Consider the following 15,328-nt stretch of genomic DNA (forward strand, 5'->3'; position numbering starts at 1 on the left):
ACGTGCGGTTTGTTACGTTCGAATTTTTCCTTAGCCACGACAGTAAACCTCTTACTTAAAGGGCTGAATCAACCTTGTTTTTTAACGAGTGTCTCGACGATATTCGCCGGAGCCTCAGCGTATTTGGAGAATTCCATGGAGTAGCTCGCGCGACCCTGAGACATGGAACGGACATCGGTCGCATAACCGAACATCTCTCCGAGCGGAACCTCGGCGCGGATAACCTTGCCGGATACCGAGTCTTCCATACCCTGGATCAGACCGCGACGACGGTTCAGGTCACCCATCACGTCGCCCATGTAGTCTTCAGGGGTCACTACTTCGACCTTCATGATCGGCTCAAGCACCTTGCCGCCGCCCTTGCTGGCCAGCTGCTTGGTGGCCATGGAAGCCGCCACCTTGAACGCCATCTCGTTGGAGTCGACGTCATGGTAGGAACCATCGAACACGGTCGCCTTCAGGCCGATCAGCGGATAACCGGCGACGACGCCGTTTTTCATCTGCTCTTCGATGCCTTTCTGGATCGCAGGGATGTATTCCTTCGGAACCACACCACCGACCACCTCGTTGGTGAACACCAGACCCTCGGTGATATTGCCTTTCTCGTCCACATCCGGAGTGGAGAAACGAATCCAGCAATGACCGAACTGACCGCGACCACCGGACTGACGAACGAACTTACCTTCGATCTCGACGTTGTCCTTGGTGATGGTTTCGCGATAGGAAACCTGCGGCTTGCCGATGTTCGCCTCAACGTTAAACTCGCGACGCATACGGTCGACAAGAATATCGAGGTGCAACTCACCCATACCCGAGATGATGGTCTGGCCGGTCTCTTCGTCGGTCTGAACGCGGAACGACGGATCTTCCTGAGCCAACTTGCCCAGAGCAATACCCATCTTCTCCTGGTCAGCCTTGGTTTTCGGCTCCACAGCAACCGAAATCACAGGCTCCGGAAAGTCCATGCGCTCGAGAATGATCGGCTTCTCGATCGAGCACAGGGTGTCACCAGTGGTGACGTCCTTCATGCCGATCAGAGCAGCGATATCACCCGCGCGACACTCTTTGATTTCTTCACGCTGGTTGGCGTGCATCTGCACCATCCGACCCACGCGCTCTTTCTTGCCCTTGACCGAGTTGATCACCGAGTCACCGGAAGACAGAACACCCGAATAAACACGAGTGAAGGTCAGGGTGCCGACGAACGGGTCGGTGGCGATCTTGAATGCCAGCGCGGAGAAAGGCTCGTCGTCGCGCGCATGACGCTCGTCGACCTGCTCTTCGTTATCCGGATTGACACCCTGAATCGGCGGAATCTCGGTCGGCGCAGGCAGGAAGTCGATAACGGCGTCGAGAACCAGAGGCACACCCTTGTTCTTGAAGGAGGAGCCACAGACAGCCGGAACGATTTCACAAGCGATGGTGCGCTGACGCAGACCAGCCTTGATCTCGTCAACGGTGAGCTCACCGCCCTCGAGATACTTGTTCATCAGCTCTTCATTGGCCTCGGCCGCAGCCTCGATCATGTTGGAGCGATACTCTTCAGCCAGATCCATCAGCTCTGCAGGAATTTCTTCCTCACGGTAGCTGGTGCCCTTGTCTTCATCGTTCCAGTAGATGGCCTTCATCTTGATCAGATCGATCTGACCTTCGAAGTTCTCTTCGGAGCCGATTGCAAGCTGGACCGGCACCGGAGTGTGCCCCAGACGCTGCTTGATCTGACCAACTACGCGCAGGAAGTTGGCCCCCTGACGGTCCATCTTGTTCACGTAGACGATACGCGGAACGCCGTACTTGTTGGCCTGACGCCATACGGTCTCGGACTGCGGCTCAACGCCGGAAGTACCGCAGAATACAACCACAGCACCATCGAGAACGCGGAGCGAGCGCTCCACCTCAATGGTGAAGTCAACGTGACCGGGAGTATCGATGACGTTGACGCGATAGTTGTCGTACTGACCGCGCGAACCCTGCCAGAAAGTCGTTACAGCAGCAGAGGTAATGGTAATACCACGCTCCTGCTCCTGAACCATCCAGTCGGTAGTCGCTGCGCCGTCGTGCACTTCACCCATCTTATGGCTGAGGCCGGTGTAGAACAGAATCCGCTCCGTGGTGGTGGTCTTGCCCGCGTCGACGTGGGCACAGATACCGATGTTACGGTAGCGGTTGATTGGGGTAGTACGGGCCACAATAAGGTCCTCGTAAAAGTTGCGCTTGATTTAGAAGCGGTAGTGCGAGAAGGCCTTGTTGGCTTCAGCCATACGGTGCACGTCTTCGCGCTTCTTGACTGCAGCGCCCTTACCTTCAAAAGCATCCATCAGCTCGCCAGCAAGGCGCAGCGCCATGGATTTCTCGCCACGCTTGCGCGCAGCGTCTACCAGCCAGCGCATGGCCAGGGCATTGCGACGGGAAGGACGAACTTCGACCGGAACCTGGTAGGTAGCACCGCCGACACGGCGGGATTTGACTTCGACCAGCGGAGCGATGGCATCGAGTGCTTTTTCGAAGATTTCCAGGGGATCGCTGTTCTTGCGCTCCTTCACCTTGTCCAGTGCACCATAAACGATACGCTCGGCAACGGCTTTCTTGCCGCTCTCCATCACGTGGTTCATGAATTTGGCCAGGATCAGACTTCCGTATTTCGGATCGTCAAGGATCTCGCGCTTGGCTGCTACACGACGTCTTGGCATTGATAAGCCCTCAAACGGTCTTCAGGTTAGCTCGGAACGGTAACTTCAAGTTACGCCCGACCTTACTCTTATCGACTCAAATAAATAGAAATGCTGCTTATTTCGGGCGCTTGGCGCCGTACTTGGAACGACCCTGCTTACGGTCTTTAACACCGGAAGTATCCAGCGAACCGCGCACGGTGTGGTAACGCACACCCGGAAGGTCTTTTACACGACCGCCACGGATCAGCACTACGCTGTGCTCTTGCAGGTTGTGGCCTTCACCGCCGATGTACGAGGCGACTTCATAGCCATTGGTCAGGCGAACGCGGCACACTTTACGCAGTGCAGAGTTCGGTTTCTTCGGCGTGGTGGTGTACACACGAGTGCACACGCCACGACGTTGCGGGCAGTTTTGCAGCGCAGGGACGTCGCTTTTCTCGACGACCCGCTTACGCGGCTGACGTACCAGCTGGTTGATAGTTGCCATCTACTAGCTCCACTGTTGTCTTTCGACACAAACGAAAAATGGCAGGGCACGAAGCCCCGCCAAATTAGGGGTACGAGAGTCTAAAGAGCTTCTCGCCCACCGTCAAGGCAGGCCCCGGCTCGCCGCCGGGGCTCCGCACTTAGTTACCGCTGGAGTTCAGCGCCTCGGTCAGAGCCGCTTCGACTTCATCGGCGCTTACGCGAACTGGTTTGTCAGCATCACGCTTGCGCTTGCGCTCGCTGTGATAGGCCAAGCCAGTACCAGCCGGGATCAAGCGACCCACGACCACGTTTTCCTTCAGGCCGCGCAGATAGTCACGCTTGCCGGTTACGGCCGCCTCGGTCAGTACGCGCGTGGTCTCCTGGAAGGAGGCAGCGGAAATGAACGACTCGGTCGACAGCGACGCCTTGGTGATGCCCAGCAGGACGCGCACGTACTTGGCGACGAACTTGTCCTCTTCGCTCAGGCGCTCGTTTTCTTCCAGCACCTGGGTCAACTCCATCTGGTCACCCTTGATGAAGCTGGAATCGCCGGACTCGGTGATCTCAACCTTGCGCAGCATCTGACGCAGAATGGTCTCGATGTGCTTGTCGTTGATCTTCACACCCTGCAGGCGGTACACGTCCTGGATCTCGTTGACGATGTACTTGGCCAGCGCGCTGACACCCAGCAGACGCAGGATATCGTGCGGGTTGCTCGGACCGTCGGAGATCACCTCCCCCTTGTTCACCTGTTCGCCTTCGAAGACATTGAGGTGACGCCACTTCGGAATCAGCTCCTCGTACGGATCGCTACCGTCGGTCGGAGTGATGACCAGGCGGCGCTTGCCCTTGGTTTCCTTGCCGAAGGAAATCGTACCGCTGATTTCCGCCAGGATGGATGGCTCCTTCGGACGACGCGCCTCGAACAGGTCGGCAACGCGCGGCAGACCACCGGTGATGTCGCGGGTCTTCGAGGTTTCCTGCGGGATACGTGCGATAACGTCACCCACATTGATCTCGGCACCGTCAGCCACACCCACCAGAGCGTTAGCCGGCAGGAAGTACTGAGCAGGTACGTCGGTACCCGGCAGCAACAGTTCCTTGCCATTGGCGTCAACCATCTTGATCGCCGGACGAATGTCCTTGCCCGATGCCGGGCGGTCCTTCGGATCCATCACTTCAATGTTGGTCAGACCGGTCAGCTCGTCGGTCTGGCGCTTGATGGTGATGTTCTCTTCCATGCCGACGAAGGTCACGACACCCTTCATCTCGGTAACGATCGGGTGAGTGTGCGGATCCCACTTGGCAACCACGGCGCCAGCGTCGACCTTGTCGCCTTCCTTGACGGAAATCACCGCGCCGTACGGCAGCTTGTAGCGCTCGCGCTCACGACCGAAGTCGTCGGCTACCGCCAGCTCACCGGAGCGGGATACCGCCACCAGCGCACCATCGGCACGCTCGACGTGCTTCAGGTTGTGCAGACGAATGGTGCCGCCGTTCTTCACCATGACGTTGTCGACAGCCGAAGTCCGGCTAGCCGCACCACCGATGTGGAACGTACGCATGGTCAGCTGGGTACCCGGTTCACCGATTGACTGAGCAGCGATAACGCCCACTGCCTCACCGATGTTGACCTGATGCCCACGGGCCAGGTCGCGGCCGTAGCACTTGGCGCAGATACCGTAGCGGGTTTCGCAGGAAATCGGCGAACGCACGACCACTTCGTCGATGCTGTTCAGCTCGATGAAGTCGACCCACTGTTCGTCGACCAGCGTACCAGCCGGCACCAGTACATCGTCGGTGCCCGGCTTGAGCACGTCACGCGCGATCACGCGGCCAAGCACACGCTCACCCAGCGGCTCGACGACGTCACCGCCTTCGATGTGCGGGGTCATGAACAGGCCCTGCTCGGTACCGCAATCCACTTCGGTAACCACCAGATCCTGCGCCACGTCGACCAGACGACGGGTCAGGTAACCAGAGTTCGCGGTCTTCAGTGCGGTATCCGCCAGACCCTTACGAGCGCCGTGGGTGGAGATGAAGTACTGCAGTACGTTCAGACCTTCACGGAAGTTCGCGGTGATCGGCGTTTCGATGATCGAGCCATCCGGCTTGGCCATCAGACCACGCATACCAGCCAGCTGGCGAATCTGCGCAGCGGAGCCCCGGGCGCCCGAGTCGGCCATCATGTACATCGAGTTGAACGAATCCTGCTCGGCTTCCTTGCCATCGCGATCGATGACCTTCTCCTTGGAGAGGTTGGCCATCATCGCCTTGGAGACTTCGTCGTTCGCCTTGGACCAGAGGTCGATCACCTTGTTGTACTTCTCGCCCTGGGTCACCAGGCCGGAGGCGTACTGCGATTCGATCTCCTTCACTTCTTCGGTAGCCGCGTCGATGATGCGTGCCTTTTCATCCGGGATGACGAAGTCATTCACGCCGATGGAAACACCGGAAATGGTCGAGTAGGCGAAACCGGTATACATCAGCTGGTCGGCAAAGATGACGGTGTCCTTCAGACCAACAGTGCGGTAGCACAGGTTGATCAGCTTGGAGATCGCCTTCTTCTTCATCGGCTGGTTGACGACGTCGTAGGACATGCCGTCCGGCACGATCTGGAACAGCAGCGCGCGGCCAACGGTGGTGTCGACGATGCGCGTGTTCTTGGTGATGCTGCCGTCGCGATCCTTGATCACTTCGTTGATGCGTACCTTCACCCGGGCGTGCAGCGAGGCCTCGCCAGCGCGGAATACGCGGTCGACTTCCTGCAGGTCAGCGAACACGCGACCCTCACCCTTCGCGTTGATGGCTTCACGGGTCATGTAGTACAGACCCAGAACCACGTCCTGCGACGGCACGATGATCGGCTCGCCGTTGGCTGGCGAGAGGATGTTGTTGGTCGACATCATCAGCGCGCGCGCTTCCAGCTGGGCTTCCAGCGTCAGCGGAACGTGCACGGCCATCTGGTCACCGTCGAAGTCGGCGTTGTATGCAGCACAGACCAGCGGGTGCAGCTGGATCGCCTTGCCTTCGATGAGCACCGGCTCGAACGCCTGGATACCCAGACGGTGCAGCGTCGGCGCGCGGTTGAGCAGCACGGGATGTTCGCGAATCACTTCGGCGAGAACGTCCCAGACCTCGGGCAGCTCGCGCTCGACCATCTTCTTGGCCGCCTTGATGGTAGTGGCCATGCCGCGCATTTCCAGCTTGCCGAAAATGAACGGCTTGAACAGCTCAAGGGCCATCTTCTTCGGCAGACCGCACTGGTGCAGACGCAGGGTCGGGCCCACGGTGATAACGGAACGACCGGAGTAGTCCACGCGCTTACCGAGCAGGTTCTGACGGAAGCGACCCTGCTTACCCTTGATCATGTCAGCCAGGGACTTGAGCGGGCGCTTGTTCGAGCCGGTGATGGCGCGACCGCGACGACCGTTGTCCAGCAGTGCATCGACCGCCTCTTGCAGCATGCGCTTTTCGTTGCGCACGATGATGTCAGGCGCCGACAGGTCGAGCAGACGCTTCAGGCGGTTGTTACGGTTGATCACGCGGCGATACAGATCGTTGAGATCCGAAGTCGCGAAACGGCCGCCATCCAGCGGAACCAGCGGACGCAGGTCCGGCGGCAGTACTGGCAGCACAGTGAGGATCATCCACTCCGGCAGGTTGCCCGAGCCGTGGAACGCTTCCATCAGCTTCAGCCGCTTGGAGAGCTTCTTGATCTTGGTTTCGGAGTTGGTCTGCGGGATTTCTTCACGCAGGCGACCGATTTCGTGCTCCAGGTCGATCTGAATCAGCAGCTCGCGCACAGCCTCGGCACCCATGCGGGCATCGAAGTCGTCACCGAACTCTTCCAGCGCTTCGAAGTACTGCTCGTCATTCAGCAGCTGACCCTTTTCCAGAGTGGTCATGCCCGGGTCGATGACGACGTAGCTCTCGAAATAGAGCACGCGCTCGATATCGCGCAGAGTCATGTCCAGCAGCAGGCCGATGCGGGACGGCAGCGACTTCAGGAACCAGATGTGGGCGACCGGCGAAGCCAGCTCGATGTGTGCCATGCGCTCACGACGAACCTTGGCGAGCGCGACTTCAACGCCACACTTCTCGCAGATTACGCCGCGGTGCTTGAGGCGCTTGTACTTGCCGCACAGGCACTCATAGTCCTTCACCGGGCCAAAGATCTTGGCGCAGAACAAGCCGTCGCGCTCTGGCTTGAAGGTACGGTAGTTGATGGTTTCCGGCTTCTTTACTTCACCGAAGGACCAGGAACGGATCATCTCGGGCGAAGCCAGGGCAATCTTGATGGCATCGAACTCTTCGATTTGACCCTGGTTTTTCAACAGATTCAGCAAGTCTTTCAAGGCCTTTCCTCCTCACGGACCTGCGACACCCGGCCAGTGCCGGGCGCCGCGCAGGCGGTGCGTGGTTATTCGGTTTCCAGATCGATATCGATACCGAGCGAGCGGATCTCTTTGATCAACACGTTGAAGGACTCCGGCATGCCGGCCTCCATACGGTGATCGCCGTCCACGATGTTCTTGTACATCTTGGTCCGCCCGTTCACGTCGTCCGACTTGACCGTGAGCATTTCCTGCAGGGTGTACGCGGCGCCGTAGGCTTCCAGCGCCCAGACCTCCATCTCCCCGAAGCGCTGACCACCGAACTGCGCCTTACCACCCAGCGGCTGCTGGGTAACCAGGCTGTAGGAACCGGTGGAACGCGCGTGCATCTTGTCGTCGACCAGGTGGTTCAGCTTGAGCATGTACATGTAGCCGACCGTGGTGGTGCGCTCGAACTTGTTACCGGTACGACCGTCGAACAGCTGCATCTGACCGCTTTCCGGCAGATCGGCCAGCTTCAGCATGGCCTTGATCTCGCGCTCCTTGGCTCCGTCGAATACCGGAGTCGCCATCGGCACGCCTTTACGCAGGTTGTTCGCCAGGTCCAGCACTTCCTGATCGCTCAGGTCATCCAGATTTTCCTGACGACCACCGATCTCGTTGTAGATCTCGTGCAGGAACTTGCGCAGTTCGGCAACCTTGCGCTGCTCTTCGAGCATCAGGTTGATCTTCTCGCCCAGGCCCTTGGCCGCGAGGCCCAGGTGGGTTTCGAGGATCTGACCGACGTTCATACGCGACGGTACGCCCAGCGGGTTGAGCACGATGTCGACCGGCGTCCCGTTGGCATCATGCGGCATGTCTTCCACCGGCATGATTACCGAGACGACACCCTTGTTACCGTGACGACCGGCCATCTTGTCACCCGGCTGGATGCGACGCTTGATTGCCAGGTAGACCTTGACGATCTTCAGTACGCCCGGCGCCAGATCGTCGCCCTGTTGCAGCTTGCGCTTCTTGTCTTCGAACTTGTCGTCGAGCAGCTGACGGCGGTCGGACAGGTAGGCCTGGGCCTTCTCCAACTGCTCATTCAGTGCGTCTTCGGCCATGCGCAGCTTGAACCACTGGCCATGCTCCAGACCGTCGAGAATCTCGTCGGTGATTACCGCGCCTTTCTTCAGGCCAGCACCACCTTCGGCAGTCGCACCGACCAGCGCCGAGCGCAGACGCTCGAAAGTCGCGCCTTCGACAATGCGGAACTCCTCGTTGAGGTCCTTGCGAATCTCGTCGAGCTGCATCTTCTCGATCGCCAGCGCACGGGAGTCACGCTCGACGCCGTCACGGATGAATACCTGAACGTCGATAACAGTGCCCTTGGTGCCGGTCGGCACGCGCAGGGAGGTGTCCTTAACATCGGACGCCTTCTCACCGAAGATCGCACGCAGCAGCTTCTCTTCCGGAGTCAGCTGCGTCTCGCCTTTCGGAGTGACCTTGCCAACCAGGATATCGCCCGGGCCGACTTCGGCGCCGACGTAGACGATGCCCGCCTCGTCCAGCTTGTTCAGCGCAGCCTCACCCACGTTGGGGATGTCCGCGGTGATTTCCTCTGGGCCGAGCTTGGTGTCACGCGACACACAGGTCAGTTCCTGGATATGGATGGTGGTGAAACGGTCTTCCTGAACCACGCGCTCCGAAAGGAGGATGGAGTCTTCGAAGTTGTAACCGTTCCACGGCATGAACGCGACGCGCATGTTCTGCCCGAGCGCCAGTTCACCCATATCGGTGGAGGGACCATCAGCCATGATGTCCCCGCGTTCCACCACGTCACCCTTGCGAACCAGCGGACGCTGGTTGATGCAGGTGTTCTGGTTGGAACGGGTGTACTTGGTCAGGTTGTAGATGTCGACACCCGCTTCACCGGTCTCGACCTCAGCATCATGGACGCGCACAACCACACGGCTGGCATCAACCGAATCGATCACACCGCCACGCCGAGCTACCACGCAGACGCCGGAGTCGCGCGCCACGTTGCGCTCCATCCCGGTTCCGACCAGAGGCTTGTCCGAACGCAGGGTCGGCACGGCCTGACGCTGCATGTTCGAACCCATCAGGGCGCGGTTGGCGTCGTCGTGTTCGAGGAACGGAATCAGCGAGGCGGCAACGGAAACGACCTGCTTCGGCGACACGTCCATCAGAGTCACGTCTTCGGGCGCCTTGACGGTGAACTCGTTCAGGTGACGCACGGCGACGAGTTCGTCGACCAGTTTGCGACCATCCAGCTTGGCGCTGGCCTGGGCGATTACATGGTCGGCCTCTTCGATCGCCGAGAGGAACACGATCTCGTCGGTAACCTCGCCTTCCTTGACCACGCGATACGGGCTTTCCAGGAAGCCGTACTGATTGGTGCGAGCATAAGCTGCCAGCGAGTTGATCAGACCGATGTTCGGACCTTCTGGTGTTTCGATCGGGCACACGCGGCCGTAGTGGGTCGGGTGTACGTCACGAACCTCGAAGCCGGCACGCTCACGGGTCAGACCACCCGGGCCAAGAGCCGAAACACGGCGCTTGTGCGTGATCTCGGAGAGCGGATTGTTCTGGTCCATGAACTGCGAGAGCTGGCTGGAACCGAAGAACTCTTTCACCGCCGCCGCAACCGGCTTGGCGTTGATCAGATCCTGCGGCATCAGGCCTTCGCTTTCGGCCATCGACAGTCGCTCCTTGACCGCGCGTTCAACACGCACCAGGCCAACACGGAACTGATTCTCGGCCATCTCGCCAACGCAACGGACACGACGGTTACCCAGGTGATCGATGTCGTCGACGATGCCTTTGCCGTTACGGATATCGACCAGTGTCTTGAGCACCGCAACGATGTCTTCGCGGCTCAATACACCGGAACCCTCGATCTCGGTGCGACCGATACGACGGTTGAACTTCATCCGGCCGACCGCAGACAGGTCGTAACGCTCCGAGGCGAAGAACAGGTTGTTGAACAGGGTCTCTGCTGCATCCTTGGTTGGCGGCTCGCCAGGACGCATCATCCGGTAGATCTCCACCAGAGCTTCGAGCTGGTTGGTGGTCGAATCGATCTTCAGCGTGTCGGAAATGAACGGGCCACAATCGATGTCGTTGGTGTACAGGGTCTCGAAACGGACAACCTGAGCCTTGACGATCTTCGCCATGACATCGACGGTCAGCTCGGTGTTGCACTCGGCGATGATTTCGCCGGTAGCCGGATGCACGATCGCCTTGGCAACAGTGCGGCCCAGCACGTAGTCCATCGGCATCTCGAGTTCTTTGATGCCGGACTTGTCGAGCTGATTGATGTGACGGGCGGTAATACGACGGCCTTGCTCGACGATGACCTTGCCGCTCTCATCCTTGATATCGAAGCTGGCGATTTCACCACGCAAACGCTGCGGCACCAATTCCAGCGAAAGGGTCTCGCCTTTCACATGGAATACGTTGGTGTCGTAGAAGGCATCCAGGATCTCTTCGGTGCTGTAGTTCAGCGCACGCAGAAGCACCGATGCCGGCAGCTTGCGGCGACGGTCGATACGAACGAAGACGGCGTCCTTCGGATCGAACTCGAAGTCAAGCCAGGAGCCACGGTACGGAATGATGCGAGCCGAGTACAGCAGCTTGCCGGAGCTGTGCGTCTTGCCGCGGTCGTGGTCGAAGAACACGCCTGGCGAGCGGTGCAGCTGGGAAACGATGACGCGCTCGGTACCGTTGATGATAAAGGTGCCGTTCTCGGTCATCAGGGGGATTTCCCCCATGTAAACTTCCTGTTCCTTGATGTCCTTGATGGCCTTGTTCGACGATTCTTTGTCGAAAATGATCAGGCGCACCTTGACTCGCAGCGGGACAGCAAATGTCACGCCGCGCAGGACACATTCCTTGACATCGAAAGCCGGCTCGCCAAGGCGATAGCCGACGTATTCCAGCGCTGCATTGCCGGAATAGCTAATGATCGGGAAAACGGATTTGAAGGCTGCATGCAAGCCAATGTCGCGGAACTGATCTTTGGTCGCTCCCGCCTGCAGGAATTCGCGATACGAATCCAGCTGGATGGCCAAAAGATACGGCACGTCCATCACGTGCGGTAACTTGCTAAAGTCCTTGCGGATACGTTTTTTCTCAGTGTATGAGTAAGCCATCAGCGTTCCCCAGCTTGGTCACCTGCTTGTTGGCTTCTCCCGACGGGAGCAGCCAGAAAATCTTGCGAATCCCTTGATTCGCACCACCCTGAGGTGGCTTTCCGAGGAACAGCCAGCTTGGCTGGCTTTCCATAACGGAAAAAGGCCGGTGGCAAGAGCCACCAGCCATCAGCCTTTCGCGAGTCGCTCGGGCTGTAGACGCAAGGTCGTCGCTTACTTGAGCTCGACTTTGGCGCCTGCTTCTTCCAGAGCCTTCTTGGCAGCTTCGGCTTCTTCCTTCGAAACGCCTTCCTTGACCACGCCCGGGGCGCCGTCAACGACAGCCTTGGCTTCTTTCAGGCCCAGACCGGTCAGCTCGCGAACAGCCTTGATCACGTTGACCTTCTTCTCGCCAGCTTCGGCCAGAACGATGGTGAACTCGGTTTGCTCTTCGACAGCGGCGGCAGCCGGGCCGGCAGCGGCTACGGTGGCAGCAGCAGCGGTAACGCCGAACTTCTCTTCCATTGCCTTGATCAGTTCAACAACCTGCATCACGGACATTTCGGAAACGGCGTTGATGATGTCTTCGTTGGTCAGAGCCATGACTCTAGTTCCTGTATTTAGGTGACGGCCTGCGGCCATCTAATTCAAAAAGTGATTGCGAAAGTAGCCAACCGCTTAAGCGGCAGCAGCTTCCTTCTGGTCGCGAACGGCCGCCAGTGTACGAGCCAGCTTGCTGGTAGCGCCTTGGATAACGCTCATCAGCTGAGAAATGGCTTCGTCGTAGGTCGGCAGAGTTGCCAGCACGTCGATCTGATTGGCTGCGAGGAACTGACCCTCGAACGCAGCGGCCTTGATCTCGAACTTGTCCTGACCCTTGGAGAACTCCTTGAAGATACGAGCAGCAGCGCCCGGATGTTCATTGGAGAACGCAATCAGGGTCGGGCCTTTGAACACGTCGTTGAGCACTTCGAACTGAGTGCCATCAACAGCGCGGCGCAGCAGGGTATTACGTACAACACGCACGTAAACGCCAGCTTCGCGGGCCTCTTTACGGAGTCCGGTCATGGCCCCCACGGTCACGCCACGGGCATCAGCCACGACAGCGGACAGGGCAGCTTTGGCAGCCTCGTTGACTTCAGCGACGATGGCCTTCTTGTCTTCGAGTTTGATTGCCACGGGTTACACTCCTGGATGTTACCGGTTCATCCGGTCGAAACCGGACGGGATTTGGTGTCTGATTCGGTACGAATCGGGAGCACCTCTGCGTAGGCTTTTGGTTTAAGGCTTGCGCCGCCTACGGTCTTGGATAGCCCCCGCCAGGCAGGGACCCCAATCTTGCAAGCGCCCCGCGTGCGGGGCGCTGTTGTCTTACGCTTCCAGGGAAGCCTGATCGATGACCAGTCCCGGACCCATAGTGGTGCTCAGGGTCACGCGCTTGACATAAATACCTTTTGAAGTGGAAGGCTTCAGACGCTTCAGGTCCGACAGCAACGCTTCAACGTTCTGCTTCAGCTGACCAGCTTCGAAACCAACCTTGCCCACAGAGGTGTGGATGATGCCGTTCTTGTCAGTACGGAAACGCACCTGACCGGCCTTGGCATTCTTGACCGCAGTGGCAACGTCCGGAGTCACGGTACCGACCTTCGGGTTCGGCATCAGGCCGCGGGGACCGAGAATCTGACCCAACTGACCGACTACGCGCATGGCGTCCGGGGAAGCGATCACCACGTCGTAATTCAGATCACCGCCTTTCATTTCAGCAGCCAGGTCGTCCATGCCAACGCGATCAGCGCCGGCAGCCAGAGCAGCTTCAGCGCCCGGACCCTGAGTGAACACGGCAACGCGAACAGTCTTGCCAGTACCGTTCGGCAGTACGGTGGCGCCACGAACAACCTGATCGGATTTACGCGGATCCACACCGAGGTTGATCGCGATATCGAATGACTCGGTGAACTTGACTGCGGAGACTTCCGCCAACAACTTGGCAGCATCTTCGAAAGCATACTGTTTGCCGGATTCGATCTTCTCGGCGATAGCCTTCTGGCGCTTGGTCAACTTAGCCATTACACACCCTCCACATTCAGGCCCATGCTGCGAGCCGAACCTGCGATGGTTCGTACGGCAGCTTCCATTTCGGCAGCAGTCAGATCAGCCTGCTTGGTCTTGGCGATCTCTTCCAACTGCGCACGAGTAACGGTGCCGACCTTCTGGGTGTTGGGACGAGCGGAACCGCTGGTGATCCCAGCAGCCTTCTTCAGCAGCACTGCAGCCGGAGTACTCTTGGTTTCAAAAGTGAAGCTGCGATCGCTGTAAACAGTAATAATCACGGGAGTCGGCAGACCGGGCTCCTGGCCCTGGGTCCGAGCATTGAATGCCTTGCAGAACTCCATGATGTTGACGCCATGCTGACCCAGTGCAGGACCAACGGGCGGCGACGGGTTAGCCTGACCGGCCTTTACCTGAAGCTTGATGTAAGCTTGAATCTTCTTAGCCATAGTAACTCCGTTACGGGTTTTAACGCCTTGCGGCTCCCCTTTGCTGATTTATCCCGATGACGACAAAACCCCGCAGCCTGAAGCTGCGGGGTCGGGATGCTTCGTTCAGTTAAACCTTTTCGACCTGACTGAACTCCAACTCTACCGGCGTAGAGCGGCCGAAGATCAGGACCGCAACCTGGATCCGACTCTTCTCGTAGTTAACTTCTTCAACCACACCATTGAAATCCGCGAACGGGCCATCTGCCACTCGCACAACCTCGCCCGGCTCGAAGAGCGTTTTAGGCTTCGGCTTATCACTTCCGTCAGCAACGCGACGCAGGATAGCCTCTGCTTCTTTATCAGTAATGGGCGCCGGCTTGTCCGCCGTACCACCAATGAAGCCCATTACACGAGGAGTATCCTTGACAAGGTGCCAAGTACCCTCGTTCATTTCCATCTGAACCAGAACGTAGCCAGGAAAGAATTTGCGCTCACTCTTGCGCTTCTGCCCGTTACGCATCTCGACCACTTCTTCGGTCGGAACAAGAATCTCGCCGAACTCATCTTCCATGCCGGCAAGCTTGACACGCTCAACCAGGGAGCGCATGACGTGCTTCTCGTAACCCGAGTAAGCATGCACAACATACCAACGCTTAGCCACGAGACACCCTTAACCAACAACCATGGAGACCAACCAGCCGAGCAGGGAGTCAAGCCCCCACAACAGCAGCGCCATCACAAGCACCACAACGACAACGATCAACGTGGTCTGAGTAGTCTCCTGACGGGTCGGCCAAACGACCTTGCGAATCTCGCCGCGCGCCTCTTTCAGCAGCACCGCGAAAGAGCGACCCTTGGAAGTCTGCAGCGCAACGAACGCAGCAACCACTCCAATCGCTAGAACCGCAAGGACACGATAAAGAATCGGCTCAGCGGAGTAGTATTGATTGCCGACAACGGCAACAACCACCAAAGCAGCCACAACAAGCCACTTCACCAGATCGAAGCGCGCGTCATTGGCTTCAGCTTTGATATTCATCTGCTAGAACCTTGTAAAGACTGCCAATTTCGTTATTGAAAATGGCAGGCCAGGAGGGAATCGAACCCCCAACCTGCGGTTTTGGAGACCGCCGCTCTGCCAATTGAGCTACTGGCCTAGAAAGAGTCAGGCCGACTATTATGCCGACCTGCTTCAAACAGATCAATCGTTATTCGACGATCTTGGCAACCACGCC

Annotated in this window: 11 protein-coding genes and 1 tRNA gene; all 12 read right to left on the reverse strand. The window is 58.4% G+C overall.

All coding sequences use genetic code 11. The features are described from left to right. Positions 1-68 precede the first annotated feature (68 nt). Positions 69-2,189 carry an elongation factor G gene (fusA, locus tag EA798_RS20270; RefSeq protein ID WP_106155918.1) on the reverse strand — a complete coding sequence of 707 codons (2,121 nt, stop codon included), beginning with the start codon at positions 2,187-2,189 and terminating at the stop codon, positions 69-71. A gap of 30 nt (positions 2,190-2,219) precedes the next feature. Next, positions 2,220-2,690, reverse strand: coding sequence for a 30S ribosomal protein S7 (gene rpsG, locus EA798_RS20275; protein ID WP_003280834.1), 471 nt, complete (start codon positions 2,688-2,690; stop codon positions 2,220-2,222). A 97-nt stretch (positions 2,691-2,787) separates the two neighbouring features. Continuing rightward, entirely contained in the window at positions 2,788-3,159 is a 372-nt protein-coding gene (gene rpsL, locus EA798_RS20280) for a 30S ribosomal protein S12 (protein ID WP_003280832.1), read from the reverse strand. Positions 3,160-3,298: 139 nt separating this feature from the next. After that, positions 3,299-7,498 (reverse strand): DNA-directed RNA polymerase subunit beta', encoded by a 4,200-nt coding sequence (gene rpoC, locus EA798_RS20285; RefSeq protein WP_106155919.1) that lies wholly within the window; start codon positions 7,496-7,498, stop codon positions 3,299-3,301. A gap of 65 nt (positions 7,499-7,563) precedes the next feature. After that, positions 7,564-11,634 (reverse strand): DNA-directed RNA polymerase subunit beta, encoded by a 4,071-nt coding sequence (rpoB, locus tag EA798_RS20290; protein WP_106155920.1) that lies wholly within the window; start codon positions 11,632-11,634, stop codon positions 7,564-7,566. A gap of 213 nt (positions 11,635-11,847) precedes the next feature. Continuing rightward, positions 11,848-12,216 carry a 50S ribosomal protein L7/L12 gene (gene rplL, locus EA798_RS20295; RefSeq protein ID WP_106155921.1) on the reverse strand — a complete coding sequence of 123 codons (369 nt, stop codon included), beginning with the start codon at positions 12,214-12,216 and terminating at the stop codon, positions 11,848-11,850. Between the two features lie 75 nt (positions 12,217-12,291). Beyond that, positions 12,292-12,792 carry a 50S ribosomal protein L10 gene (rplJ, locus tag EA798_RS20300; RefSeq protein ID WP_003280824.1) on the reverse strand — a complete coding sequence of 167 codons (501 nt, stop codon included), beginning with the start codon at positions 12,790-12,792 and terminating at the stop codon, positions 12,292-12,294. Positions 12,793-12,984: 192 nt separating this feature from the next. Further along, complete coding sequence (gene rplA / locus EA798_RS20305; protein WP_106155922.1) at positions 12,985-13,680, reverse strand: 50S ribosomal protein L1; 696 nt, start codon at positions 13,678-13,680, stop codon at positions 12,985-12,987. After that, a complete protein-coding gene (rplK, locus tag EA798_RS20310) occupies positions 13,680-14,111 on the reverse strand; it encodes a 50S ribosomal protein L11 (RefSeq protein WP_003280820.1) in 432 nt (143 codons plus the stop codon). Before rplK ends, rplA begins: the two co-directional genes overlap by 1 nt. A 109-nt stretch (positions 14,112-14,220) precedes the next feature. Next, positions 14,221-14,754, reverse strand: coding sequence for a transcription termination/antitermination protein NusG (nusG, locus tag EA798_RS20315; RefSeq protein ID WP_015278297.1), 534 nt, complete (start codon positions 14,752-14,754; stop codon positions 14,221-14,223). 9 nt (positions 14,755-14,763) lie between these two features. Continuing rightward, on the reverse strand, positions 14,764-15,132 hold the full coding sequence (gene secE / locus EA798_RS20320; RefSeq protein WP_014821639.1) for a preprotein translocase subunit SecE: 369 nt from the start codon (positions 15,130-15,132) through the stop codon (positions 14,764-14,766). A 42-nt stretch (positions 15,133-15,174) separates the two neighbouring features. After that, positions 15,175-15,250 (reverse strand) — tRNA-Trp (locus tag EA798_RS20325). Positions 15,251-15,328 lie beyond the last annotated feature (78 nt).

Origin of the sequence: Pseudomonas songnenensis (assembly GCF_003696315.1) — a bacterium.
Classification (GTDB): Bacteria; Pseudomonadota; Gammaproteobacteria; order Pseudomonadales; family Pseudomonadaceae; genus Stutzerimonas; species Stutzerimonas songnenensis.